This is a genomic window from Pseudovibrio sp. POLY-S9 (assembly GCF_001431305.1).
In the GTDB taxonomy this organism is placed as follows: Bacteria; Pseudomonadota; Alphaproteobacteria; order Rhizobiales; family Stappiaceae; genus Pseudovibrio.
This window is the reverse complement of record NZ_LCWX01000088.1, coordinates 72,126-95,286: the sequence shown is the minus strand read 5'-3', so window position 1 is coordinate 95,286 and position 23,161 is coordinate 72,126. Positions and strand designations below refer to the sequence as shown.

The window sequence follows — 23,161 nt, the reverse complement described above, 5'->3', positions numbered from 1 at the left end:
CAGCACAGATCATGGTGTTGCAATGACCTGTGCTGCGCATCTCTTATTTGGTTTGGGTAACCTGACCGTAATCGATCCAGTCAGCGTGCTCGAACATTGGAATGCTCAGACCCGGACGGGACAGATTGAAGTTTGGCACCATCAGGATTGGAATAGCAGCCAGTTTGGTCTGCACGATTTCGCGGTGCGCTTCACGAACAAGTTCAATGACTTCTTCGCGGCTCTGCGCCTGACGGGCATTGTCGAGGATGGTGTCCAGCTTGCCACCCGGTGCGGTGTACTGGTAGCCCCACGGGGTTTTGGAGTGGAACAGGTTGTACAGCAGGTAAGTTGGGTCTGCATTGTTGTTAGAGGCAAACTCCATGTACAGATCCGCTTCGCCGGTTGCCAGATAGGTGTCGTCATAAACGCCTGAATCATCAACCTGAACCAGCTCAATGTCGATGCCGATGCCGCGGAACATCTGCTCCAGCAGCTCTGGCATTGGGCGTACGCTGGAAACGTTCGGATAAGCAGCTACAAGGCGCAGTTTCAGCGGCTTGCCGTCTTTGCTGCGCATGCCGTCGCTGCCTTTGGTCCAGCCAGCTTCATCCAGCAGGGCTTCTGCCTTCTGGGTGTTGTAGTCAAAGCCGTCCACGTGCTTGTCGCCAAGACCAAACATCCAGTCTGGCAAAATACCTTTTGCAACAACGCCTTTGCCGTTGAACAGCACCTGTGCCAGCTGCTCGCGGTTGATGGCATAAGCCAGTGCTTCACGCACGCGTTTGTCCTTCAGCGTGTCGTATGGCGCTTTGCCGTGCAGGTTGGTCAGCAGCGCCACATAACGGATTGGGCGAGACTGGTGCACCACTACGGAACCGTCTTTGGGCAGGCTCAGCAGCATCTGAGGAGTGACTTCAGCAACAATGTCGACTTCTTTGTTCTGCAGGGCCAGCAAACGCACCTGATCATCCGCGATGAAATGATAGGTTATGTTTTCAACCTTTGGTGCATCCCCCCAGTAATCCGTATTGCGTTTCATGCTGATGGACTGCTTTGGCTTGTAGCTGTCCAGCAGATAAGGGCCTGTACCAATTGGGTTTTCCGCACGCTCACCGTTTATGGAGAAAAGGGAGGCTCCACGGTGGGTCATGTTTTCAATGACCAGAGAGGAATTGATTTCGGACTTGAAGGTGAAGGTGTAAGGCCCGGTCTGATCAAAGCTCTCCTGATCAATCTGCAAGAAGTCAGAACGGCCCTGATCGTACAGCTTCAGCGCGTCGATCGCGGCTTTGGCGTCAAATGTCTGTCCGTCGTGGAACTTGATGCCCTCGCGCAGTTTGATGCTGTAAATGCCGTCTTTGTAGTCCCAAGTCTCAAACAACACGCTTTGCGGAATGAAGTTTTCGTCTGGTTTAACAGCCGTTTCAACGATCTGTCCGGCTGGTCGACGGGTGGTGAAGTTGAACTTCTTTGGGTCTACGCTGTAGCGGTCTTTTTTCACCGCAATACGCAGCTGTTGAATGTCTTCCGCCTGTGCCGCTGGTACGCCGGAAATCAGAGCAGGAAGAGACGCTGCGAGCAGACCGCTGACGCCAAGTAGTTGTTTGAATTTATTCATTTCAATTCCAATCATTATCTGTAATCGAGCGAAAATCAGATAAAGACAGGAGGCGCCCGCGGAGCATGGCTTCGCCGCGGAATTGCGTAGTGTCCCACCTCGTTGAGGGCGAAGGTATGCTGTGATCTTGAGGTTTCAATAGCAAAGCTGCCCAATGAGGCAGGGGCTGGTGACTTCAGCATGGCAAGGGAGAAAAGGCAGAACGCGTTGTTCTGTACGTCCTTTTGCTCGTCGTCTTCATCAGAGGTTTCTATGAAGATCTGCTGTAAGCCCTGTGAGGTGCAAATGGTGATCTCAAAACCATCCGTGCCCGCACGCGGCATCATGCCGGGCGGCGCAACAAGCTGTAGGATCACAAACCAGGTTGCGAGCCAGCAGGCCAGTACGGTTGATGGTTTCAAAGCCAAGTGAATGCACCTTGCACTTGATGAGCAATCAGAGCCAACCTCAGACATTGCCGAGATTGAGGGATGAGCTTTACGCGAGGCTGTGCCCTGCGGCGTCCGTTGCATGCAAATGTGGCGTAGGTTTTCTGGCAAGCAGCCTGCAGAAAACCTGTCATTGCCATGGGTTTGCATGACGGAACAGGAATGTCTTTTGAGAAAATAGCCCTTTTATGTCAGCAAATTAGCCACAATAAGAAAGGCTGGGACAAACCAATTTATGCTCAGGCGGGAGGGGCTCTGGGGGCGGCGATGCGCACTGTCGTTTCAGCAAGCGCAACGCTTGTTGGCAGTGAAACTACATCGATAGGAAGGGAGGATCCGCCAAACTCTGTGTGAGGAGAAGAGCTGAGTGCTTTTGCAACAACAGTGCCAAATGCGCAGTTGTCGTAGGCCTTCTGTTCTTCAGCTTGCGGGAGTTCGTTGCCTTGCTCGTCAAGAAGGACTGTTCGCATACCTTGCGCGGTGCAGATGACAATCTCAAAGCCGTCCTCACCGCCGGACACCATCATGCCGGGAGGCGCAACAAGCTGCATCAACACAAACAGTGCAGCAAATACAGTCGCTTTGGCTTTTGTCAGTTTCACAGCAAACTCGAGTGACGCTAAGTACATTTCCGCCTTAGGCCACTACAAAAACCAAGTCAATGACTTTTACTTATATGCACCGCGACTCTATGAAAAATTTTTAGCAAGCTCTGACAGGTATTCAGCTCGTAGAGTTAATTAGAGACTTCGAAAAACATCATGATTTCATAGTGTTGTTGCACGCTTGTGGGGTGCTGAGGATTACTGCTGGATGAAGAATGCTCAGGTGAGCGTTAAACTGCCGCGGCTTGATAAGCCTGAGTTGCATTGAGCAGCAGTGCAGATGGATCAGAGGCGGTTTCAGGGTATTCCTGAACCTGCAACAGGGATTGCAATCCACTGATTTCGCTTGCTTCCTGCACTTCCTCGCTGCCGCCAAGGTTCTTCTCGCGCAGCTCGGTATAGGCCTGCGCCAGATTCGTCTGGGCTTGCGCTGCAACGGCCTGATCCTGACCGGATGGCTGAGCGGGCGCGAGGGCTGCTGCGATGACCGTGTTTAGTTTGGCAATGCTGGCTTCCGGATCACCGGAAATCGGGGCGGAGTCGATTGAGACTTCGCCGCCAATGGCATAGCTGTGACCATCCGGGCCGCGAGACTCGGTATAACTCGGCGCTCCAGCGTAGGCACCACCTGTTGCTGCATGCGCTTGTTCGTGCGCGCGAACTTCCGCATCACGTGTCTTAAGCTCTTGAACCTGCTCCTGTTCTCCATCAGAAAGCTGTCCGTTTTCATTCTTGGACTTTTCAGAGGAGGAGGAAGCCGCAACCGGGTTGGCAGAAAGGTCGCTTCTGATGGTGACGGAGTCTTTTGGGACCGCATGTTCAACGGAAAAAGACGTGGATTCTTGCTGGTTTACGCGTGAGGGCTGAGCTGCGTTGTAAGACGCAGAGCGAGCCAGTCCGGTAAATGAGGAACCAATTCCATCTATCATAGGTTGAACTTATACTAGGGACTGGTGCTTCAGGTAAAGGAATTTCTGATACACAATTTCGTTAGGTATGCTAGGGTTTTGCTTCGGGTGGAGACTGTAAACCTGTGTATTTACAGCGCATTCCTGAAATGTGCCTGCTGGTTTTCGGGTAGGACTGGGCGCAAGAAAGATGCTTTAAAGCAGCTTGTCGGATTCAGATTGCAAGCAAACTGCGTTAAAGGGAAGGCAGCGGGAGCCTTTAGGGGAATACGGGAATGATCGAAGATTTGAGCCGGTCTCAGCAGGAGATATTGGACGCTGCTGCGGAGTGCTTCATGAGGATGGGGCCGGATGTGGCTTCCATTGATGATATTGCCGGTCTGCTTGGGTCTACAAAGGGGCGTGTTTACCACCATTTTCGCTCCAAGGGTGAGCTGCTTTATGCCGTGCGCCTGCGCTCTGTTTCCTTGCTTATGGAACGGGTTAGCCCCATTGCAGCGCAACACATCCCCCCTGTCGAGAAGCTACGCGCCATGTCCATTGCCCATGTGCTGCGCATCCTCAAGTTCCTGAGCTATCACCGCGTTGTCAGCGAAGACACTCGCATGTTTTTTCGTGGTGCGGCCAAGCCTCATGAAACACAGATGATCGAGCAAATCATCGAAATGCGCCGTGCCTATGAGAACCTGTATCGCGGTGTGCTGACAGAAGGCATTGAGGCTGGTGTGTTTGCAGAGCAATCAGTCTCCATCACCCTGCACTCCATCATCATCCTGATGAACGGCCCATGCTTCTGGTATTCTCCACGCGCCGAGCAAACCGACAAGGATCTGGAAGAAATCGCCCGCAGCGTTTCTGACCTGGTGCTGCGTGCCGTGGTGGCTGATCCGGTGCTGCTGGAAGAGACTTAATCCCCGCTTAAAGAGGGGATATCTCGTTTGCGTTGAAATGTGCGTTGCTTTGCGCGATTTAGCGTTTTTCTGCGTTGCTATGTTTTTACGGGTTAGGCCGGCTAGGCGCTTCAGTCTGCGTGCAGACGATCCAGCAAAGGGCATTGCAGATTGCCGCTGGCGCAGTTGCCCATGAGCTCTTCGAGCGCTTTTTCCAACTGTCGAAGGCTCTCGATTTTTTCCCGAACAGACTCCAAATGCGCCTTGCTCATGTCATGGGCGATTTTGCAGTTCTCGTCTTGCTGCTCACCGAGGCTGAGAAGCACTTGTGCATCTTTGATGGTGAACCCCAGATCCCGGCAGCGTTTGATGAAGCGTAACTGCCCGATCTCCTTTTCGGAGTAAGCGCGCCGTCCGTTATCCCCGCGGGCAGGTTTGATAACTATGCCTTCGCGCTCGTAATAACGGATCGTTTCAATAGCAACGCCACTGCGCTTAGACGCTTCGCCAATCGCGAACATGTGATCACTCCTGCCTTGATCCTGTAGTTACTACAGCATTTATAAGCATGCGGCAGAACCATCACAACTGCGATGACGAATGGATTTGCCGATGAAGACCTTTTTAAAAATGAACCATGCAGGCTCCTTTGCCTCACTGGGAGTAGCCACCTGCTGCGTGCTCCCCATTGCTTTGATGCTTGCGGGCCTTGGTGGCGGTTGGTTAGCCGTTTTTGGCAAAATTGCCGCGGCCAGCTATTTTGTGCTGAGTGCGTCCTCTTTGCTGCTGCTGGCCGCGTGGGGCACTGCTCTCTATCGCGGTGCACTAGGCCAACTGCAGTGGCATTTGCTGGTGAGTACACTCGTGACGGTGCTGGCATGGGCAATCGTTTTGAACGAGACCGCAATAAACGACCACCTGATCAGCCTGATGTGATGCTATGACAGAAACAGTTATCCTAGAAAGCACAGTAACTTGCCCGGAATGCGGGCACAGCGAAACTGAAACCATGCCAACAAACGCCTGCCAGTGGTTTTATGACTGCAAAGCCTGCGGAACTTTGCTGAAGCCTCTCCCCGGCGATTGCTGTGTCTACTGCTCCTACGGCACAGTCCCATGCCCCCCAATCCAACAAGACAAAAGCTGCTGCGGATAGGGCATTACTCAGCAAGGGCTGTTGTCGTGGTATTGCGATTCAGATAGTGATTTGGACCGATCCTCTGAACCCATACAGGTTTTAGATGCGAAGGTTGATTGTTACTGGTGCAAACGGAACAGGCAAAAGTTTTGTCGCAGCTCGTATGAGTGCTGCGCGTTCCGAAATACCGTTGGTGTCTTTCGATGCAATCAAATTGACAAGTAACTGGCAACAACGACCAAGATCAGAAATCGACACGGCCCTGTCGCAACTCGTGGCAACCGATGCCTGGATCCTTGAAGGTGGGCCAAGTCTTTTGCCGCTGGCCCTTCCACGAGCGGATGCTGTTGTCTGGCTTGATCCACCTGAGCTGGTAAGGACATGGCGCCTGATAACGCGTCCGTGGCGCAACATTGGCAAAACCCGCCGGGAACTGCCTGCAGGAAACTCGGACTGGCCGCTTCAGCAATACCGCTTCGCAGTTCGCAGTCTCAAAAATGGTTCAAGACTTCGCCGCAGTATCAGCACCTGTTTCGAAAGTGCCACAAACCAGTGCGTTTGGCATTGCCGAAACCAACGCGATATCGAAACCGCGCTCCATGATTGGCAAGCTTCTGACTGAAGAATAGGCTAGTCCTCAACCCGATCCTTCTCGTAGGTTTTCGCAACTGGGAATTTGGGTAGCCAGGTTTCGCGGCGGGTGGTCCAGAGTTCATAGGTTGGGGTCATCTGGTTGGGTTCGTCCAGAGCGCCCAGATGGACCTCGACTTCGCCTTCACTGGTTGAATAGACGGAAGACCCGCATTTTGGGCAGAAGAAGCGGCCCTGATAGGCGTTCACTTCGCCCTCAACACTGACCTTCTCCTCAGGGTAGACCGCCGAGGCATGGAAAACGGCGCCGTGGTGTTTACGGCAATCGAGACAATGGCACACTCCAACCCTGTCCGGCTCTCCCGTCGCCACAAGGCGAACTGCGCCACACAAACATCCACCTGTGACCTGTTCCATCCAGATTCTCCCCCGGTTATCCGGCGGGCAGGGTACTGTGAAAATGGCCTAAGACCAACTACCCCCGCACCATCATCCATCTTACGATGAGAGCGGCTACGATCATTTCCAGCCAGGCCAGTGGCAAGGCGGTCAGGACGATTTGGGTGGTGGCCAGGTTCATGTTCCAGAGGCCGAGCCAGAGGATGACGAAGATTGTTGCCCAGATTGCGCTGCCTGCGTAAAGTGCGTTGCGGATGGTTGGGCCGAACCGTTCCAGCAGCACCCAGCTGAGGCCGGTTGCTGCGAGCACCAGCACTGTGTCCCACACGCCCCAGATCATAAACACCGGCAGGTTCATGGGGGCCACGTCCTGAAGTTGCGGAAGTGAGCTGCGCATCAACGGCATGACGAAGGCGAAATAGCGAAAGACCTCGGAAGCGTTGATCCAAAGCAGGTTTAGCAGCAGGGCGAGCCAGAAGGCTCCTTTGAGATTTGAGGGAGCAATAGCAGTCATGGGGCCGAAATCCGTGTTCTGATGGTTTCTAAAAAATGTCTGGTGCTGGCGCGCAGAAAATCACCGTCTTGGGTGAGGCGGGAGGTGGACCAGAGGCCGTTGGTGAACACCACCAGCACCCCCGCAAGCAATTCCAGCTCTTCAGCGCTCAGTTGGTGCGGTGCAGGCGTTTCGTTGCGCAACGCATTGAGAAAACCCAGCTTGAGGCGGGCATTGTGTTCTTCCACCTTGGCCAGAATGTCCGTGTCGTGCGGCGCAACCTCGGTTGCTGAGTTGGCGACAAAGCACCCCGGGCCCGGAAGGCCTGTTTCCTCTGCCCGGCTGATCTGTGCTTCAAAGTAGTTTGCGACTTGCTCCAGCGTTGCATCAGGCTGCTCTACCTGAGTGAACGCCGGTGAGACAACGAGGTCCTGATAGCGTTGGAAACACGCGAGGAACATCTGCTTTTTGCCGCCGAATACGCCGTAAATGGCGTGACGGGTGGCTCCTGTTGACTTCACAAGGTCATCCATGGAGGAGGCATGGAAGCCGTTCTCCCAAAAATGCTCCAGTGCGCGGTCGGTCAGGTTCTGTGTGGTTATGTTGGCTTTTCTTGGCATGACTCAGTTGATAGCAGAATGAACGTTCTGAATCAAATCCATCCCACAGGAGACGGTGATACTGGCAAGCAAGCAGACGATCACTCAGCCTTCATCCCACCTATGAGAAGCACTAGGCCAACAAGAACGAATTGATGGATTTGGAATGGTGGCTTTGAAGAAGATGGTGGTTTGGCCTGCAGCGGCGTTGTTGGTGCTGGTGCTGGCCGGGTGTGGCTCGATTGAAGATGACTACGAGATTGCACGGTTTGAGGCCGTGGATGGAGAACTGGTGATGAATGGAGTCATCAGCTCGTCCACGCCGATTGATTTGCGGGCGGCTTTGGATGAAAACCCGAAGATCAAGCGCATCGTTATGGTGGATGTGCCGGGTTCCGATGATGATTACGCCAATCTGGAGGCGGGCCGCATTGTTCATGCACGCGGGCTGACCACGGTTATTCCGTCAAACGGTATTATCGCGTCTGGTGGGACGGACTTCTTCCTTGCGGGTAAAAAGCGAGTTGTGGTGAAGGGCGCGCGCATTGGTGTGCATTCCTGGAGTGCTGAGGATTACAACGCGTTGGACTTGTCCAAAACGCATGAGGAGCACGAGAAGTATCTCAAGTATTACAAAAACATTGGCATCGATCCGCTGTTCTACTGGTACACGTTGGAAGCCGCGCCGCCAGAAGATGTGCATTGGATGACCGACAGCGAGATGAAGCGCTACAAGGTCGGCACCCAATACGCCTCCCGTCCATAAGGGCTTTTAGCGACACAAACATACATCACGGGTCACGTAACAGTGGTCCGTGATGCTTCCGCTCTTGCATCCCTCTCAAACGCTTTTTAAGGATACTCTTATGAGCTTAGGGAGCCTGTGATGACTGGGACCGATCTTCAAACCAAAGGCATGCTGTGTGATCCGGGGGATCACTTCAAAGGTATCTATGAAGTGGAGCGCAAATACGCTGTTGCCGATCTTGAAGTGATCCGCAGTCAGCTGGAAGCGCGTGGAGCCGTGCCCTTCACCCTTGGCAATACCGAGCAAGACATCTTTTATGACCTTGCAGACAGGCGCCTTGCCAACAACAACCAGCAACACGTGCTGCGTGTCATGCGCCCGTCAGGCCGTGCACTCTGGATCAGCAAAGGGCCGGGGCCGGACAAATGTATCTCCATGGATATGGCAGATGCAGATCAGACGAACGCCATGATTCTGTCTTTGGGGTTTGAGGAGGTCGAGCGGCTGGAAAAGAAGCGCGACATCTACTTTCTCGGCAAGTTCCACATCACGCTGGATGAAGTCCCTGACCTTGGCCGTTTTGTTGAACTGGCTATCATGACAGATGACGCCGACATGCTATCTCAGCACGAGCAGGAGATCGGCGAACTGGCCAACAGCTTCAACCTCTCCTCAAACGCCCTGCAAACCCAATCCTACCGCGCCATGCAGCAGGCTTTGAAAAAGGCCTGAATTCATTTCAGGATTTACTGATTTAGCTTTAAAACACACCCATTTGCGGGGTGTGTACTGTGGGCCTGTGCGCATCCATTTGAAAACTATGGTGTTCATACCCGTAAGTAATTGTGCCCGTTTTTCTATTCTTGAAGGCCGAAAATATTCGCAAGGGTAATACTGGGGTTAAGTTTCGCTGTTTAGTTGATACTAAAATTATGCACTAGGTATAAATGCATAATGAATTTATTTTTGGAATAGTTATGAGTGGAATATTTAATGCAATCAGAGTGGACCTATATACGTGACGGTCATTTCAGAAAGTACTTTGACGCATCTGCTCCACTCTACGTAAACAACGAAAACGTCTCTGCTATAATTAGCAATATTGAATACAACCAAGAGCTTCAGGTTCGGATTGCCAAAATACTTCCAAAACGGGATTTTAGCGCTTGTTATACTTCTTTTAGAAACGAAGCCTGCACGATATCCGGAAATTTTCTTTTACAAGGCTCGTTGGTTGCAACAGTCTCCGGGGTTGGGCAATTTAGTCTGAGTGCGGATCGGGCTAATTTTGTCAGATACGGCCCCTCTACCACCAAATTTCAGATTGCGCGCGGCACCGACCTGCAGTTGCTCTCCTATTCAATTTCAGAGGAGTTCCTCGCACGGGCTCTTGAAGACGACATTCCTGCCACGTTCCTTCCGTTTCTGAAACGAAGCGAGCCGGAGTTTAACCTGTTGGAGTTTCGCCCGACACCAGAGATGCGGCGGCTTGTGCGGTCTGTGATCAGCAGTCCGCTGGTTGGGACCATGCGGAACCTGTTTATTGAAGGTGCTGTGCTGCAATTGCTGGCACTGAAAGCCAACTTTCTCAGCAATCAGGTATCCGCTGGCGGAATGCTTAACGAGTACGAAGTGGCGAGTGTGCAGCGAGCCTACAAGCTGCTGATGGGCAGCCTCAGCACGCCGCTGTCTTTGAGTGATCTGGCGTACAAAGTGAACCTTGGTGAGAAGCGCCTGAACAGCGGTTTCAAGAAGATTTTCGGAGGGACGGTTTTTGAGGTCTACCGCAATGAGCGGCTGGAGATTGCACGCAAAACGATTGAGCAGAGCGATGCCTCGCTCTCTAAAATCGCGCAGCACATTGGCTATCGCCACTACAACAATTTCATAAGCGCGTTCACGCGGCAGTTTGGGGTGTCTCCTGCAAAATACCGGAGGCATTCGCGGGATAATAAAAACACGGAATAGGTCATTAATTTAAAAATACGGGGTGAGGCGGAGAGGGAGTTCAACGGGTCAATTAACTGGCATCAGATCAGACCTGCCCGTTGGCACCCCGTCTCTGTACTCAGGAATAGCATGTAGAAAAAGGATCGAGGCTATGCCCCAAGACAACCCTCGGCAACAGCAGCAACTGGTTGAGCCGGGAAGCATTCGTGTTCCAGGGCTAACGGTGAGAGAAAATCCGCGTATCAACCGCATTCAGTTTGTGTTTGATGAGCAACCCAGCGAGGAGATCTGCCGGATCTTAAAGAGCAATGCGTTCCGCTGGTCGCGTCATGAGGATGCCTGGCAGCGGCAACTCAGCCTGACCAGCCGCAAAATTGCAGTAAAAGCCCTGCTGGAAATCAAAGCCCTCGCGACAACTGCCAAGCGGGCACGGTGAGGGGAATCGCACGCCTCTACTTTGTCGCCTGCTCTCCCGTTTCTACCCACCATACGTGCATGGCGTGGTATCTTGACATTGGTGCATTCGCACCGCCATCATTCTTCTAGTTTTAGCTACTTGAGGTGGTTTGCCTTTATTTGCGGGCAATGAAACTGCTTTAAGCCGTTGGTCCTGCGTGTTTGTCTCAGGCATTTTCTTGGGGCAGCTCGTAACCTGCACCAAAGCATTGGGGTGAAGATGATTGAGATACCAACACTTCTTGAGGCGCGGTCTGTTCAATCCAAGCGATTGACCACGCGGGTGCTGTTTTCCGGCCCTGAGGATGGTGTGCCGATCTTCTTCATTCATGGTAGCCTTTCTGCGGCCACATGGTTTGAAGAAACCATGCAGCGCTTGCCGAAGTTTTTCCGTGCCATTGCGCCAGATTTGCGCGGGTATGCAGGCGCTGACCCTGCCGCAGTGGTGGATGCAACCCGTGGCACCAGGGATTTTTCCGATGACCTTGCCGCGCTGATGGACGAGCTGGGGATTGAGGCTGCGCATATGGTTGGCCACTCGCTCGGCGGCGGTGTGCTCTGGCAGTTTCTTGCCGATTATCCGCAGCGAGTGCTGTCGCTTACGCAAGTCAGCCCGTCCTCTCCCTTTGGCTTTGGGTGCTGCAAAGCGGATGGCTCGCCGTGTTTTGAAGACGGGGCAGGCAGCGGGGCTGCGGCGGTGAACCCTGAGTTTGTAAAGCTGCTTATGGGCAAAGACAGCAGTACGGGGAGTGATTTTTCTCCACGCAACATCCTCAATACGTTTGTCTGGAAGCCGCCCTTCCAGCCCACGCGGCTAGGCGATTACATGACAACCGTGTTTGCGCAGCATACCGGCGACAAATCCTATCCGGGAGATGTGGTGCCCTCGCCCAATTGGCCGGGTATCGCGCCGGGCCGTTATGGCAGCACCAATGCACTTGTACCCACCCGTCAGGCAAACCCTCTGGGGTTCTGTGATGTTGAGGCCAAACCGCCTGTGCTTTGGGTGCATGGCGCGGATGATCTTGTCGTCTCTGATGCCTCTATGTTTGATCTGGGCTCATTAGGCAAACTCGGTTTCCTCCCCAGCTGGCCCGGCGAAGAGGTCTTCCCACCCCAACCGATGGTCACCCAAACCTCCGAAGCGCTGGATCGCTATGAGGCAAATGGTGGAAGCGTTGAGCGGTATGTGGTCAGGAACTGCGGCCACACCGCCTACATCGAAAAGCCGGAGGAGTTCGACGCGGTGTTCCATGCTTTCCTGATGAAACATGTGAGTGTGACTGAGGCGAGTTGAGGGTGTGAGCTGAAGCGGTGCTCAAGACTAGTAGATCTCGCCCATTAAATTAAACCAGTGATAATAAGCTAGATAAATCATGATGTTGTCGGTCTGTTCCGGTCAGCATACGCTCTCCTATACCACCCCTTTGTGAAGCAGCAGCACGCGCCAGTCCGTGCAATCGGAGAGGTTAGGCACTCCGACAGAAGCAAAGCCTGGTCAAAGGAGGTGGTGGTTAGGTGAGATTTGAATTGAGGTTCAAAGTAAAAAGAGCCCGAAGACGACTGGCAGTCTACTTTCGGGCCCTCTTTAGGATAACCTAACAACCGGAGCGGGGAGTTAGCGCTTCCCGTTCCACTTGCCTAATATAACGCGTCTTCCTTAAGCCTTCAAGAAACCTGAAGGGCAGTAAGCCCCCTGAATGCTGAGAGGTCAGTGTGCTGCTATCGTGACTTTAGCTCCCTATAACGGCAGAGATGCTCTGTATGTATGCAGGCGATACTCTCAGCTTTGATGCCGGTGAGGCCAATATTAGGGGGGAGTGTTATGTGGGTTGGAAACGGTGAGTTTGATAGCTACGGGTATTTAAAAACCGCGTTTATCAAAGGACAGATGGACGGAGAGCTGAAGCCGGATATGTGCTATCGGATTTTTGATAGGGGCGGTACAAACACTTCTCAGCAGTTTCATTTTGTGCCCGTTGATATGAACGGAAATGAGTTAGGGCCTTCTGTCCTCAATACTGCTGGGAATATTGTTTACTCCATTTGGGCGAAGGGGCATCTTTCGCAAGACTGCAACATCAGCAATCTGTTCATGGCGTGAGTTTTGAAAGCGGGCCTACAGTCCCTCTACAAACTCCTCAAACTCAGGGTGTTCCTGCCAGGAGCCGTCGGGCCAGAGGGCTTTCATGGCTTTGACGATGGGATCGCTCCAACCTTGCTTGCCTTGAGATTGGGCATCCAAAAGTTCGTCGCCGATCAAGCCGGGGCAAGACCGCTCAAGCACTTCGATAAGGGCTTTGGCCTGCGCCAGATCCTTGGCGATTTTTGTGGTTGTATGGGCTCGTTTCTGCGAAAGGATGAGCTTGTGAACCGCATAACGCGCAGGGCGTGGCACGAAAACTGGAATACCTGCGCCAAAGGGCAAGGCAGCCGGAGAAGCATCGTCAATCAGCCAAGCCAGATATTGCAGGCTCATAGCTCCCGCATCCAGCCCCTGCAGCTCCAACGGTTGCTTTTCGCCGCGCTTGCGGGTTGGGGTCAGCAAGTCCACCACAAATCCGATGCGAGAGCGGAAACGGGCCGGCTTGGCGCGTCCATCCAGCTCCGGAATAGGCTCAAAACTCGGGTCGGCGTCTTTCAGGATCGAGAGCATATCGATGCCCTCATCTGCCTTGATGGCCAATGAGGCGGCTACGAGATCTGCGTCATCCGTCGCCAGCTGCGTGGATGGCAACGTACATCCCAACAGCAGCGGGTAGCACTGATAGGCCAGTGTACCCACCAGAATGGCGCCATTGCGGAATAGGCCATGATAGGCCATGGCATCCAGCACACGGCCCGCATAGCTGTGTGTCGACAGAACGCCGACTTTGTTGAGTACGCTCAGGTCCTTACGCCGGGCTCGCGCCCGCTCGCTGGCATACTTGATCTGCTCAACCTTCGCCTGCGTTTCCGGTTGCAACGCTGGCCCCACATACAGGCTCTTGCGCCCGGCACCGACCGGCATCTTGACGAAAACGTTCTCAACATTCCCCTTCGCCTGCTGATAAACCGAGCCCCGCAAAGCCCTGCTGTCATCATGCGTTTTCTGAATATAATCGGCGGCGAGATTCTGATAGGCGAGAGGAAGATCTGTCATATAGGCAGTATAGACAGTTTGCTCCTAAAGTGTCTATACCATTATATAGTTCCAGATGTAATGAGGCTGGAACCAATGAAATCGATTTTCCTAAGTAATGAACTGCGTGGCTTATTATAATTCATGTGAATTATACATGTATTATGATAGAATAATTGCAGCTTTGATCGCGTTATTTTCTTTGAAATAGATTCCGTTGTCAGGTTTGCTGCAGACTTTCGATGAAAGTGCATGATGCTCTTCTGCAGACTCGGATTTACCGAGATGTCCCATTATTTCCAGAGAGGGACAGAAACATGAATTCTGTTGATTTAAATACTAGCAGTGTTCAGCTGTTCGAAACACAAAACGCTGTAGAGCGACCTAGTTCGACTCTGGCCTATTTTGAAGCAGATGAGAGTTTCAAGAGCTTTCGGGTTGACGCTGCTAAAGGCATCTTTGAGCCTGCTCCCCTGGATGCAGAAGCTGCAGACAAGGTTTACGCTGAGATATTTGAAAGAGATTGGTCAGAGGAAAAGCTTATATTTGATGCTTCTGAACTTAACATGGAGCTGATGCCTCTTCGTATCGAGTCTATTTTGATGAAGGCACATGCGGAGATAGCAAACAGATCTGGTGATTATTCGGGTTTTGTTGATCAGCTTTCCAAGTTTCAAGAAAACGTTCAGGCAATACTTGCAGATGGCATCGAGTTTAATCCTGATAACCCGTATCTCGAGAATGATGACATTCGTGAGCAACTGGAGAGCATTTTTCCGGGCAGCACGGATGGTGAGCCAAACGATCAGACAAACACCCTGACCTGGATCCTCAATGGAGAAGCTGCAGAAAATGCAGGCATGGCAGGGATCAACGTTCTCACCTTTGATTTCTCAGAGATGTTGGCAGGTGATACTGCCGACGTGGCTGTAAGCGTTCTGGCAGAGGCATTCATCAATTGGAACGCTGCGTTTGAGGATGTTTACGACAGTATCGGTTCTGCTCGTGATGCTCAGATTGAGCTGCTGTCCCAGCCAGAAGGCCCTGTTGATGCTGAAGTTGCGGCGGAAATTAACAAGGACATGAATTTAGATCTGGCGCGCGAGAAAGCGCAGCATGTTCAGACTGAGCTCGCCAAACAGGTCTTCTCATTGGTCAATGCGACATCTCCAAGCGCTCTGGCGTCCTTCAGCTTGTAAAATATTGGAGAAGCTGCGCCTGCTGCTGGCGCAGCTCTGAAGATCTGGATGCTCAGAATTGGTATAGACATTTTGATTTGAGAATGTCTATACCGATAGCCACATGACCAATCTTCCCGAACCCCCAAATGCTTTGAGTGTAGAAACAACCTATACTTGCAATATAGGATCCTCTCTCCAAATATTGTTTAGGTCGGGAAGAGGGGAGGAGCTATTGGAAAATGAAGGCGGAAAGAAGAGGCTTAGTAAAACGCTTGTGGTTACAGGCTTACTTGGCTGGCTTCTTGTCATTTGGGAGTTTCTGTATTTTCTCACACGCGTTCCCATCCTCATTATACTGGGAACAGGTGCAACCTTCTTTGCTCTCGAAAAGGTCTTAGATGTCGTGCTTGGGCGTATCTTCAGAAGAAAGCCCAAGCAATAAATCCCCCATAAACGCACTTATAATTAGACACCCACACTCCACCTTTGAATGGCTGACGGGGCTTGGCAAGTTCTGTTAGGCTTCTCCTGAATTTCAGGGGAGGGGTTTATGGCGGTTGGTTTTGAGGTTGAGGGGACGACGGCGGTTATTACGCTGGATAGACCTGAACGGCGCAATGCGGTGGATGGGGAGACGGCGCAGCTGCTGGTGGATGCCTTTACCCGCTTTGATGAGGACGACAGCCTCTCCGTTGCCGTGTTCACCGGGTCTCAAGGCACGTTCTGCGCGGGGGCTGACCTTAAAGCCATTTCAGAAGGCAAGCTTAACACTCTGCAAGAGGAAGGCGACTTCGCGCCGATGGGCCCGTCTCGAATGCGGCTATCAAAACCAGTGATTGCGGCGATTGAGGGCCATGCAGTGGCTGGCGGGTTGGAGCTGGCGCTTTGGGCGGATATGCGCGTTGCCGGAAAATCTGCAGTGTTTGGTGTTTATTGCCGACGGTTTGGCGTGCCACTGATTGATATGGGTACCATCCGCCTGCCGCGTTTGATCGGCCAATCCCGTGCTGCAGATATGATCCTGACAGGACGCAGTGTGAGCGGTGAGGAAGCCGTGGCCTTTGGCCTCGTCAATCGCCTCGTGGAAGACGGGGAGGCTCTCACCAAGGCGAAGGAACTGGCGGCGCATATGGCGCAATTTCCGCAAATGTGCATGCGCAGTGACCGGCTCTCCATGTTTGAGCAGTGGGATATGACAGAAGCAGAGGCGATCAGGAACGAGATGCGGCGCGGCCTTTCGGTAATCTCCAGCGGAGAGACCGTTTCCGGCGCAACGGCTTTCAGCCACGGCAAGGGACGCCACTGGGTTGACGTGGAAAGCTGACGAGCACATTGATTGCGACTGGGTAAACGCAGGCTGCACAATTTTGCGGGCCTCGCTAAGACTGCCTACACCTAAACTCAAATAAACATTACTTAGCGGAAGGCATTTTTCTTCGCATGATATATTGTGTCTCTCAGGACCGATTGTCGGAGGAATGCCGTGCCTGCCCAACCCCAAAACCCCGCTGGAAATCAGGAAAACCTGCCGCCAGAGCAAGAGCAATGGCTGGATGCTGTGGAACGGGCATTGAATGTCCGGCTGGGTGAGATCCCTCCGCAAGGTGACAATGCCGTTGAAGACATGATTGTTGATGGGCCTGAGGAAGAGCGCGGCGAGTTTATGGCCATCGTTGAGGATGAAGAGCAGGAAAACATCGAGGAAGGCATTGAGCGACGGCCCACGCACGATCAGCAAGGCCGCATTATCGAAGAGCAAGGCGAGTTTTTGGCGCTTGGAGATGATGAGGACGAACGCGACATTGAGCGGGGTGTTGAGCAGCGCGGTGTAGACTTGCGGCAACCGGAAATCCCGTTTGAGGCCCCGCCGCCTTACGATCCTCCGCCACCTTATGAAGCGGGCGAACAGGAGGATATGGATGACGAGGAATTTGAGGAACTGGAACGGCCCGAGCATCGCGAGTTGCACCAGCATGATCCGCAGCCAGGAGAGGGCGAGCAGCCACCGGAAGGCCGGGTTTACAACGAGATGCCGCAGGCAGGCAGTTCGATCCGCCTGAACCGGAAAAATGATGGCACCATGGTTATTGATCGACGCTCTGTTCCAGCCACGATTAAAGCCAAACGGGAACGCAGTTTAGGTCGGCGTGATAAGGTGACTTATGAACCTACTGAACATTCGATGAATGTGGAGGGTCTGCTCACACCGCCCAATAAGGTTGACAACGAGCGGCTGCAAAGTGTGTTCGCGAGTGGTGCAACAGGATACCTGCAAAAGTTCCCGGATATTGAAGATTCCGCTATTAAGCGATGCCATGCGATGGAAGAGGCAAATGGTTCATTGCAGTTTGTTGGTGCCGATCAGATTGTGCATGAGACCAAAATCCTGACCGCTCTCTCTCATTTCAAAGATGCGAAGGGGGCAGAGAATATCATCGAATATCGAGGCTCTGGCATTTCGCAGTTTGGTGATCCGTTCCTGATCATGGAAGAAATGAATGGCGGCACACTTGCAAATCGTATCCCTGATGATCGCGGTCTGGAAGAACCGCAACTGAATGATTTTGCAAAGGGCGTTCTCTCAGGCATGGCGTTTTTGCAAAATCGGAACATCATTCATCAGGACCTGAAGGCTGATAACATCTTGTTTCGCGAAAATGACAGCACTGTGCCGGTTATCAGTGATTTTGATACTGCCTCAGCACATGAGGGCATCGCCTCTGACCACGAAAATGGTCGGGACTTCGGCTACAGGAGAGGCGGTTCTCCCGATATTCAACCGCCAGAAGTATACGATGAAAATGGCCAGATGACTGGCAAGATCGACTCCTGGAATGGCGGAGTTCTGATGTTACAAGCGGCAATCGGTAATGAGGGGCGACAAGCTTTCCTCGATGAAACCGCAGAGTTTCGTACACAAGACGGACGCAGAGATCAGGGGCTTTATGATGCTTTTCTTGAGCCGCGCATCGCAAATGTACCGCCAAACATTCAGGCCGTGATTAAAGGACTTCTGAAGATCGATCTGAATGAGCGAATGACCGCTGAGCAAGCATTGGCGTTGATTGAAGATCAGCCAGAGGATGAGCAGCAGTAGCTGCAATTCTTACTATTTTGGTAGGGCCGCCTATACGTTGTTTTGCCTGTTTGCTTTTCAGCGCATAGGCGAACAACGATACTTCCCGATACTGCAGGCTGAAACGAGGAGATCTCGAGTGGTTCGCAAGGCTGGTGACGTTTTCCGAGGTGACAATGGCTGACTATGACACGTGGATGAGAGCTGTCGCCAGAGTCCTGAGCATTGATCTGCCGCCAGCACAAGCTGCAGCGGGCTCCGCAAACGCACGTGAAACGCCTCCGGATAACAGCCCCATCAAGGTGCAAACCAAACCAGACGGAACCATGGTTATTGAGCCGGATTCCGTGCCCTCAGCCTTTCAGCATGGCAACACCAGCGGTGGCAAACAGTCCTATGGCAACATGTTTGGCATTTCTGAAGAGCATGCCATGGACGTGACAGGCAAGGTCAGTCCTCCTGTCACAGGCGGTGCGGCCAATGCGGAAAATGTGCTGTCTTATGATGCGTCTGGCGTGGTGCAGGACTATCCGTACATGGAAGATGCTGTGATCAAGCGGCCAAACGCGTATTCCGCTGGACCGGATTCCCCGCCCACCTTTGTCGGGGCTGAGCTGTTGGTGCACGAAGCCAAGATCCTCACCGCACTTGGTGAGTTTGATCAGGCGCCCGGCAGCGAGAATATTTTGAAGCTGAAAGGTGCAGGCCTGACAGAGTTCGGGGAGCCATTCGCCATCCGTGAAAAACTGAAGGGTGGGTCACTGGATGACCGTCTCCCAGAGGATAAAGGCATGGATGAAGAGCCGCTCAACGACTTCGCCGGAGGCCTTCTGGCCGGAGTTTCGTTTTTGCAAAAGCGGAACATCTTCCATCAGGATCTGAACATCGACACCATTCAGTTTCGTGAGGAAGACAGCACAGAACCGGTGATCACCAGCTTTGACTATGCAACGGCGCATGAGGGGGTTGCCGCTGATTGTGAGGATGGCCAGCATTTTGAAATGGAGATAGGCGGTACGCCAAACAACCAGCCGCCTGAACGGTTTGTTGATGGAGCGGAGCTGTCTTCTAAGGTCGATTCCTGGGCAGGTGGCCTTGTGCTTGTTGCGGCAGCTGCTGGCAAAAATGCGCAGCAGGAGCTGATTGATGAACTTCAGGAATTCCGCAGTGGCAGCAGCAATGATCAATCTTTGCTGGATGAAAAGCTGGAAGCGCGGTTGGACGGCACACCGGACAACATCAAGGGCGCGATTAAAGGATTACTGAAGCTATCTCCGGAAGAGCGCTTGTCAGCTGAGGAGGCTTTGGGTGTTGTCGGCGAACGCGCAGAATAAGGCAGACGTGAAAATTTATTCCTGAATGCAGCTAGTAGTACAGGCTCGTTAGATTATTCTTCTGCCAAAGGCCCTGATTGCGCTAAACGCTTTTATGCACTATGCCAAGAATATACGCATTCTTGGGGGCGTTTCGGGAGGAAACCATGACAACCGCTGCTGCCAATTGGATCGATCGATTCCAAGGCCTTTCCAAGCTGGAAAATCACATCAGGGACATTCTGGTTAATCGTAGCACCATTGTCTCTGTGCCTGCCGACACCATCATCTTTGGTCCTGGTAAAGCCCCGGAAAACCTCCTGCTTTTGCTTTCAGGTTCCGTGCGCGTGCAGCAGCTTTCTGAAGGTGGACGCGAGATCATTCTCTACCGTGTGCATGCAGGCGAAAGCTGCGTGCTGACGACGGCCTGTCTGCTGGCCTATGAGGATTACTCAGCAGAAGGCATCGCGGAGACAGACACGCAAGCGGTCGCTATTCCGCGCATGGTGTTTGATGATCTCATTGCCCAATCCGAAACCTTCCGCCGCTTTGTGTTCTCCGCTTACTCCAAGCGCATTACGGACCTGTTTCTGGTGATTGAGGAGATCGCGTTCCAGCGCATGGACATCCGTCTTGCGCAGAAACTGTTGGAACTTGCTGGCAGCAGCAAACAAGTGGTCACTACGCACCAGCAAATGGCAGCAGAACTGGGTACTGCGCGTGAGGTGATCTCCCGCCAACTGCGCGAGTTTCAGCGCCGTGATTGGATCACCCAGTCCCGCGGAACCATCGAGATTGTTGACCGCGCCGGACTGGAAGTTCTGGCGAAAGCCTAGAGCGGATTCCAAAAAAGAGATTCCGGTGTTCGGATGAGAATACGCGTAATAATAAGGATTTAGAGCTTAGCGCGTGAATGCACATAAACGCGACATGTTCAAAATCTTCAGAGTTTAAGAGCAACCCTCGGATCGCGAGCCATCCATTTTACGAGGAACTTCTTTTCCAGCTCATAGTTATGGTCTTGGTGTGCTTTGTCCAGATCAATGTGATTGGTGTTTGTTGCGGTAGCAAAAAAGTCAAAACCATAAACATCTATCTGCCCGTATCCGCCAAGTTCCTCCAAGAGGCAAAGAAGCACAAAGCCGGTACTTGTCTTTCTGGTGGTGCGGTTAAGATAGCGTTTGAGCTCAGTTTCTTTCAGCAGGTAAACGATGTCGGTCTGTTTTACCAACCACTGAGGAAGAGAAAAACTCCTGTTGGCAGGTGTCCAGATAACCCGTTGTATTTGCTTGCTATAGACGAAACTCTTGGGAACACTCATGCTTGTCGCGACCCAGGATAGTTTTTGTCCATGGCTGCTCGTATGAGGTATTGCTCCGCGATTTAGCCTGATGACAAGATCATGTGCGTCAATCTCTGCACCATATTGCTTTTCGCTCAGTGAACGCGCGTTTCCTACAACAGCGATACGTTTTCCAGCGATATCATCTCTCAGCTGTTGTTTGGAAACATACCCCTTAAAAAGCTTCATGCGCAGCAGCCGTAAAATGTGTTTACGCTTTGCAAGTGAGTTGGCGCGCCTTCGCTGACGATAGACCTTTTTCAGGTCTTGACGCCCCTTTTGAGACAACTGCCAGGTGATGTAAAACTGCTGATCGTTCGTAGCACTTCGAAGGACGTCAACATAAGGGAAGTACTCAGAGAGTTTGTCGAGCCACCACGGGGAGGGCTTCACTGTACAGTGGGCGTTCGAACCGTCTGGAAGTAGAGCTGTCGCATAGAGCGTCGGGATGTGAAAGATAACTTTCTCTGATTTTGCTCTGATGTCTTTAAGAACAAGATCCAGTTCGGTTTCCGGTACATGCTCCAATACATCGGTATTCAGAACAAGGTCGAACTTCCCTTGAGGATTGCTACAATACTCAGGAATTGACGGATCGTATCGGTGTGCTTCGCTTTTAAGAAGTGTGGCCACGTCATCAATAAGTGAGCTTTTCCCACAGCCATAATCGAGAATGGTTTTGGGTCGAGCATCCGCAGCCAGCGGCAATATGATATCCATCATATAGGATGAAGATGTGCCGTATCCGGGGTTAGATCTATGAAGTTGAGCGTAAAGCTCGCGGTTTTTTACAGAAACTTCGGCCAACTGGAACCCCAACTGCTTTCTGGCGCACGCCTCGGGCAATCGAATCTTCCGGCTGTGCCCTTCAACGCTATGCTAGCCAGAAATTGGATCTCTGAAACCTATGGATTGTTCTGGGATAGCCAGCTGGCATTATGACTTTTGGGCATTTCGCATTGATTTTTAAGGCGCTTCGAAGAAAAGACGGGTTTGGAGCGGAGTTTGGTGACTTCGTCACTGAAGCCTTTGCGAAGACTCGTTATCCGTTAGGCCACGTACCTGGAGGACGAGACTATGATGGCTAACGTTGGAACTATTGATCGCATTCTTCGCTTTATTGTCGGTGTTGTGCTGATTGCACTGCCGTTGTCTACCAACATTTCTTTGTTTATGCAGCCACTTTTCTTTTATGGCGCAATCATTGTTGGCATTGTAATGCTGCTGGTTTCCGCCGTGCGGATTTGCCCGTTCTACTCCATTTTTGGAATTAAAACCTGCCGCGTTTAAGCATGTTTCCGGAGATCACAAACTGATTTCCGACAAAAAAATATAATAAGAAATGCTTAGGCGGCTGTGCAGGCGGTCGAACACGAAAACAAACAAGTGCACGTACCATCGACCGCCACTGCGCACGCGTTAACTTATTGAGGAAGTTATGACGAACTACCCCGTGAACATGGCTGTCGAGCCTGAAGTCAGGGCCTTTTTTGACCCCGGCACCAATACAATTAGCTATGTGGTGAAAGATCCTGCCTCATCTTCTGTTGCCATCGTCGATTCCGTTATGGACATCAACTATGCAGCAGGTCGCATCACCTATGACAATGCGGATGAGATCATCAAATACGTGCAGGACAATGGCCTGGCGGTTGAATGGCTGATTGAGACCCATGTTCATGCCGACCACCTCTCTGCTGCTCCGTATATTCAGGAGAAGCTGGGCGGCAAGATCGGCATTGGTGAGAACATCACCGTGGTTCAGGACACATTCGGCAAGGTGTTCAACGAAGGAACTGAATTCCAGCGCGACGGAAGCCAGTTTGACAAGCTGTTCAAGGACGGGGACAGCTATCAGATCGGCACCATGACTGCGTTTGCCATTCACACACCGGGTCATACTCCCGCTTGCATGGTTCACGTTGTGGGCAATGCGACGTTTGCGGGCGATACCCTGTTTATGCCGGATGGCGGTTCTGCTCGTGCGGACTTCCCGGGCGGGGATGCCGCAACGCTTTATGACAGCATTCAGAAGGTACTGTCGTTGCCCGATGAGATGCGCCTGTTCATGTGCCACGACTACGGCCCGAATGGCCGCGACATTGAGTGGGAGACCTCAGTGGGTGCGGAGAAAGAACACAACATCCACGTTGGTAAAGGCCACTCCCGCGAAGATTTCATCAAATTCCGCACCGAGCGTGATGCGCAGCTGGACGTACCAAAGCTGATCATTCCGTCTTTGCAGGTGAACATGCGTGCAGGTGCAGTGCCGACCGATGAGGACGGCGTTCCAATGCTCAAAGTGCCAGTCAACGCACTTTGA

29 protein-coding genes are annotated in these 23,161 nt (G+C 52.4%); 19 read left to right on the top strand and 10 right to left on the bottom strand.

Features of this window, described 5'->3' with window-relative positions; translation table 11 throughout:
* Positions 1-43 precede the first annotated feature (43 nt).
* The 4 genes from PPL9_RS07690 to PPL9_RS07675 form a co-directional block, all read right to left on the bottom strand.
* Positions 44-1,600, bottom strand: coding sequence for an ABC transporter substrate-binding protein (locus PPL9_RS07690; RefSeq protein WP_057462178.1), 1,557 nt, complete (start codon positions 1,598-1,600; stop codon positions 44-46).
* Positions 1,601-1,635: 35 nt separating this feature from the next.
* Complete coding sequence (locus tag PPL9_RS07685) at positions 1,636-2,007, bottom strand: DUF2946 family protein (RefSeq protein ID WP_152986623.1); 372 nt, start codon at positions 2,005-2,007, stop codon at positions 1,636-1,638.
* A gap of 260 nt (positions 2,008-2,267) precedes the next feature.
* On the bottom strand, positions 2,268-2,630 hold the full coding sequence (locus PPL9_RS07680) for a DUF2946 family protein (protein WP_057462177.1): 363 nt from the start codon (positions 2,628-2,630) through the stop codon (positions 2,268-2,270).
* Positions 2,631-2,863: 233 nt separating this feature from the next.
* Entirely contained in the window at positions 2,864-3,562 is a 699-nt protein-coding gene (locus PPL9_RS07675) for a putative metalloprotease CJM1_0395 family protein (protein WP_057462139.1), read from the bottom strand.
* 254 nt (positions 3,563-3,816) lie between these two features.
* On the opposite strand from PPL9_RS07675, the gene PPL9_RS07665 reads away from it, so the two are divergent.
* Positions 3,817-4,452: a TetR/AcrR family transcriptional regulator gene (locus PPL9_RS07665; protein ID WP_057462137.1), complete on the top strand. Its 636-nt coding sequence runs from the start codon at positions 3,817-3,819 to the stop codon at positions 4,450-4,452.
* A gap of 110 nt (positions 4,453-4,562) precedes the next feature.
* On the opposite strand, the gene PPL9_RS07660 is transcribed toward PPL9_RS07665, so the two are convergent.
* A complete protein-coding gene (locus PPL9_RS07660) occupies positions 4,563-4,952 on the bottom strand; it encodes a MerR family transcriptional regulator (RefSeq protein WP_057462136.1) in 390 nt (129 codons plus the stop codon).
* Between the two features lie 91 nt (positions 4,953-5,043).
* Here PPL9_RS07660 and PPL9_RS07655 point away from each other — a divergent pair, with 91 nt between their 5' ends.
* The 3 genes from PPL9_RS07655 to PPL9_RS07650 all read left to right on the top strand — a co-directional run bounded on the left by PPL9_RS07655 (position 5,044) and on the right by PPL9_RS07650 (position 6,191).
* Positions 5,044-5,367 (top strand): hypothetical protein, encoded by a 324-nt coding sequence (locus PPL9_RS07655; RefSeq protein ID WP_057462176.1) that lies wholly within the window; start codon positions 5,044-5,046, stop codon positions 5,365-5,367.
* A 4-nt stretch (positions 5,368-5,371) separates the two neighbouring features.
* Positions 5,372-5,587, top strand: a complete 216-nt coding sequence (locus PPL9_RS34130) for a GDCCVxC domain-containing (seleno)protein (protein WP_082596645.1) — start codon at positions 5,372-5,374, stop codon at positions 5,585-5,587.
* Positions 5,588-5,672: 85 nt separating this feature from the next.
* Positions 5,673-6,191 carry a DNA topology modulation protein FlaR gene (locus tag PPL9_RS07650; RefSeq protein WP_057462135.1) on the top strand — a complete coding sequence of 173 codons (519 nt, stop codon included), beginning with the start codon at positions 5,673-5,675 and terminating at the stop codon, positions 6,189-6,191.
* Between the two features lie 8 nt (positions 6,192-6,199).
* On the opposite strand, the gene PPL9_RS07645 is transcribed toward PPL9_RS07650, so the two are convergent.
* The 3 genes from PPL9_RS07645 to PPL9_RS07635 are packed head-to-tail and all read right to left on the bottom strand — an operon-like array spanning position 6,200 to position 7,672.
* On the bottom strand, positions 6,200-6,577 hold the full coding sequence (locus PPL9_RS07645) for a GFA family protein (RefSeq protein WP_057462134.1): 378 nt from the start codon (positions 6,575-6,577) through the stop codon (positions 6,200-6,202).
* Positions 6,578-6,635: 58 nt separating this feature from the next.
* Positions 6,636-7,073 (bottom strand): hypothetical protein, encoded by a 438-nt coding sequence (locus PPL9_RS07640; protein ID WP_057462133.1) that lies wholly within the window; start codon positions 7,071-7,073, stop codon positions 6,636-6,638.
* Complete coding sequence (locus tag PPL9_RS07635; RefSeq protein ID WP_057462132.1) at positions 7,070-7,672, bottom strand: TetR/AcrR family transcriptional regulator; 603 nt, start codon at positions 7,670-7,672, stop codon at positions 7,070-7,072. Before PPL9_RS07635 ends, PPL9_RS07640 begins: the two co-directional genes overlap by 4 nt.
* A 145-nt stretch (positions 7,673-7,817) precedes the next feature.
* On the opposite strand from PPL9_RS07635, the gene PPL9_RS07630 reads away from it, so the two are divergent.
* From PPL9_RS07630 to PPL9_RS07605, 6 genes are all read left to right on the top strand, one after another.
* Positions 7,818-8,417 carry a hypothetical protein gene (locus PPL9_RS07630; RefSeq protein WP_057462131.1) on the top strand — a complete coding sequence of 200 codons (600 nt, stop codon included), beginning with the start codon at positions 7,818-7,820 and terminating at the stop codon, positions 8,415-8,417.
* A 120-nt stretch (positions 8,418-8,537) separates the two neighbouring features.
* A complete protein-coding gene (cyaB, locus tag PPL9_RS07625; protein ID WP_057462130.1) occupies positions 8,538-9,131 on the top strand; it encodes a class IV adenylate cyclase in 594 nt (197 codons plus the stop codon).
* 261 nt (positions 9,132-9,392) lie between these two features.
* A complete protein-coding gene (locus PPL9_RS33135) occupies positions 9,393-10,367 on the top strand; it encodes an AraC family transcriptional regulator (RefSeq protein WP_208989236.1) in 975 nt (324 codons plus the stop codon).
* 133 nt (positions 10,368-10,500) lie between these two features.
* On the top strand, positions 10,501-10,785 hold the full coding sequence (locus tag PPL9_RS07615) for a hypothetical protein (protein WP_057462129.1): 285 nt from the start codon (positions 10,501-10,503) through the stop codon (positions 10,783-10,785).
* Between the two features lie 240 nt (positions 10,786-11,025).
* The gene (locus tag PPL9_RS07610; protein WP_057462128.1) at positions 11,026-12,102 is read left to right on the top strand and encodes an alpha/beta hydrolase; all 1,077 of its coding nucleotides are present in this window, start codon (positions 11,026-11,028) and stop codon (positions 12,100-12,102) included.
* A gap of 528 nt (positions 12,103-12,630) precedes the next feature.
* Positions 12,631-12,909 carry a hypothetical protein gene (locus tag PPL9_RS07605; RefSeq protein ID WP_152986622.1) on the top strand — a complete coding sequence of 93 codons (279 nt, stop codon included), beginning with the start codon at positions 12,631-12,633 and terminating at the stop codon, positions 12,907-12,909.
* Positions 12,910-12,924: 15 nt separating this feature from the next.
* Here the strand turns inward: PPL9_RS07605 and PPL9_RS07600 are convergent, their stop codons facing one another.
* Complete coding sequence (locus PPL9_RS07600) at positions 12,925-13,947, bottom strand: GSU2403 family nucleotidyltransferase fold protein (RefSeq protein ID WP_057462126.1); 1,023 nt, start codon at positions 13,945-13,947, stop codon at positions 12,925-12,927.
* Between the two features lie 296 nt (positions 13,948-14,243).
* On the opposite strand from PPL9_RS07600, the gene PPL9_RS07595 reads away from it, so the two are divergent.
* The 6 genes from PPL9_RS07595 to PPL9_RS07570 all read left to right on the top strand — a co-directional run bounded on the left by PPL9_RS07595 (position 14,244) and on the right by PPL9_RS07570 (position 20,332).
* A complete protein-coding gene (locus tag PPL9_RS07595) occupies positions 14,244-15,125 on the top strand; it encodes a hypothetical protein (protein ID WP_057462125.1) in 882 nt (293 codons plus the stop codon).
* A gap of 214 nt (positions 15,126-15,339) precedes the next feature.
* Positions 15,340-15,549, top strand: a complete 210-nt coding sequence (locus PPL9_RS07590) for a hypothetical protein (RefSeq protein WP_152986621.1) — start codon at positions 15,340-15,342, stop codon at positions 15,547-15,549.
* Positions 15,550-15,657: 108 nt separating this feature from the next.
* Positions 15,658-16,431: a crotonase/enoyl-CoA hydratase family protein gene (locus PPL9_RS07585; protein ID WP_057462123.1), complete on the top strand. Its 774-nt coding sequence runs from the start codon at positions 15,658-15,660 to the stop codon at positions 16,429-16,431.
* A gap of 159 nt (positions 16,432-16,590) precedes the next feature.
* Positions 16,591-18,204 carry a protein kinase gene (locus PPL9_RS07580; protein WP_057462122.1) on the top strand — a complete coding sequence of 538 codons (1,614 nt, stop codon included), beginning with the start codon at positions 16,591-16,593 and terminating at the stop codon, positions 18,202-18,204.
* Between the two features lie 155 nt (positions 18,205-18,359).
* Positions 18,360-19,517, top strand: a complete 1,158-nt coding sequence (locus PPL9_RS07575; RefSeq protein WP_057462121.1) for a protein kinase — start codon at positions 18,360-18,362, stop codon at positions 19,515-19,517.
* A 146-nt stretch (positions 19,518-19,663) separates the two neighbouring features.
* Complete coding sequence (locus PPL9_RS07570; RefSeq protein WP_057462120.1) at positions 19,664-20,332, top strand: Crp/Fnr family transcriptional regulator; 669 nt, start codon at positions 19,664-19,666, stop codon at positions 20,330-20,332.
* A gap of 107 nt (positions 20,333-20,439) precedes the next feature.
* Here the strand turns inward: PPL9_RS07570 and PPL9_RS07565 are convergent, their stop codons facing one another.
* Positions 20,440-21,645: a glycosyltransferase family 29 protein gene (locus tag PPL9_RS07565; RefSeq protein ID WP_208989235.1), complete on the bottom strand. Its 1,206-nt coding sequence runs from the start codon at positions 21,643-21,645 to the stop codon at positions 20,440-20,442.
* 131 nt (positions 21,646-21,776) lie between these two features.
* Here PPL9_RS07565 and PPL9_RS32325 point away from each other — a divergent pair, with 131 nt between their 5' ends.
* The 3 genes from PPL9_RS32325 (at position 21,777) to PPL9_RS07555 (ending at position 23,161) form a co-directional block, all read left to right on the top strand.
* The gene (locus tag PPL9_RS32325) at positions 21,777-21,926 is read left to right on the top strand and encodes a hypothetical protein (protein ID WP_161831238.1); all 150 of its coding nucleotides are present in this window, start codon (positions 21,777-21,779) and stop codon (positions 21,924-21,926) included.
* Positions 21,916-22,128, top strand: coding sequence for a DUF2892 domain-containing protein (locus PPL9_RS07560; protein ID WP_057462118.1), 213 nt, complete (start codon positions 21,916-21,918; stop codon positions 22,126-22,128). The genes PPL9_RS32325 and PPL9_RS07560 overlap by 11 nt, the downstream gene beginning before the upstream one ends.
* A 148-nt stretch (positions 22,129-22,276) precedes the next feature.
* Positions 22,277-23,161: an MBL fold metallo-hydrolase gene (locus PPL9_RS07555; protein ID WP_057462117.1), complete on the top strand. Its 885-nt coding sequence runs from the start codon at positions 22,277-22,279 to the stop codon at positions 23,159-23,161.

Bases quoted from the DNA above. Each gene is read 5' to 3' on its own strand.
- PPL9_RS07575 (WP_057462121.1), top strand. From the start codon at position 18,360: ATGGCTGACTATGACACGTGGATGAGAGCTGTCGCCAGAGTCCTGAGC.
- PPL9_RS07615 (WP_057462129.1), top strand. From the start codon at position 10,501: ATGCCCCAAGACAACCCTCGGCAACAGCAGCAACTGGTTGAGCCGGGA.
- PPL9_RS07560 (WP_057462118.1), top strand. From the start codon at position 21,916: ATGATGGCTAACGTTGGAACTATTGATCGCATTCTTCGCTTTATTGTC.
- PPL9_RS07630 (WP_057462131.1), top strand. From the start codon at position 7,818: ATGGTGGCTTTGAAGAAGATGGTGGTTTGGCCTGCAGCGGCGTTGTTG.
- PPL9_RS07605 (WP_152986622.1), top strand. From the start codon at position 12,631: ATGTGGGTTGGAAACGGTGAGTTTGATAGCTACGGGTATTTAAAAACC.
- PPL9_RS07690 (WP_057462178.1), bottom strand. From the start codon at position 1,600: ATGAATAAATTCAAACAACTACTTGGCGTCAGCGGTCTGCTCGCAGCG.
- PPL9_RS07555 (WP_057462117.1), top strand. From the start codon at position 22,277: ATGACGAACTACCCCGTGAACATGGCTGTCGAGCCTGAAGTCAGGGCC.
- PPL9_RS07640 (WP_057462133.1), bottom strand. From the start codon at position 7,073: ATGACTGCTATTGCTCCCTCAAATCTCAAAGGAGCCTTCTGGCTCGCC.
- PPL9_RS34130 (WP_082596645.1), top strand. From the start codon at position 5,372: ATGACAGAAACAGTTATCCTAGAAAGCACAGTAACTTGCCCGGAATGC.
- PPL9_RS07595 (WP_057462125.1), top strand. From the start codon at position 14,244: ATGAATTCTGTTGATTTAAATACTAGCAGTGTTCAGCTGTTCGAAACA.
- PPL9_RS07660 (WP_057462136.1), bottom strand. From the start codon at position 4,952: ATGTTCGCGATTGGCGAAGCGTCTAAGCGCAGTGGCGTTGCTATTGAA.
- PPL9_RS32325 (WP_161831238.1), top strand. From the start codon at position 21,777: ATGACTTTTGGGCATTTCGCATTGATTTTTAAGGCGCTTCGAAGAAAA.
- PPL9_RS33135 (WP_208989236.1), top strand. From the start codon at position 9,393: ATGCAATCAGAGTGGACCTATATACGTGACGGTCATTTCAGAAAGTAC.
- PPL9_RS07665 (WP_057462137.1), top strand. From the start codon at position 3,817: ATGATCGAAGATTTGAGCCGGTCTCAGCAGGAGATATTGGACGCTGCT.
- PPL9_RS07675 (WP_057462139.1), bottom strand. From the start codon at position 3,562: ATGATAGATGGAATTGGTTCCTCATTTACCGGACTGGCTCGCTCTGCG.
- cyaB (WP_057462130.1), top strand. From the start codon at position 8,538: ATGACTGGGACCGATCTTCAAACCAAAGGCATGCTGTGTGATCCGGGG.
- PPL9_RS07585 (WP_057462123.1), top strand. From the start codon at position 15,658: ATGGCGGTTGGTTTTGAGGTTGAGGGGACGACGGCGGTTATTACGCTG.
- PPL9_RS07650 (WP_057462135.1), top strand. From the start codon at position 5,673: ATGCGAAGGTTGATTGTTACTGGTGCAAACGGAACAGGCAAAAGTTTT.
- PPL9_RS07645 (WP_057462134.1), bottom strand. From the start codon at position 6,577: ATGGAACAGGTCACAGGTGGATGTTTGTGTGGCGCAGTTCGCCTTGTG.
- PPL9_RS07635 (WP_057462132.1), bottom strand. From the start codon at position 7,672: ATGCCAAGAAAAGCCAACATAACCACACAGAACCTGACCGACCGCGCA.
- PPL9_RS07655 (WP_057462176.1), top strand. From the start codon at position 5,044: ATGAAGACCTTTTTAAAAATGAACCATGCAGGCTCCTTTGCCTCACTG.
- PPL9_RS07610 (WP_057462128.1), top strand. From the start codon at position 11,026: ATGATTGAGATACCAACACTTCTTGAGGCGCGGTCTGTTCAATCCAAG.
- PPL9_RS07600 (WP_057462126.1), bottom strand. From the start codon at position 13,947: ATGACAGATCTTCCTCTCGCCTATCAGAATCTCGCCGCCGATTATATT.
- PPL9_RS07570 (WP_057462120.1), top strand. From the start codon at position 19,664: ATGACAACCGCTGCTGCCAATTGGATCGATCGATTCCAAGGCCTTTCC.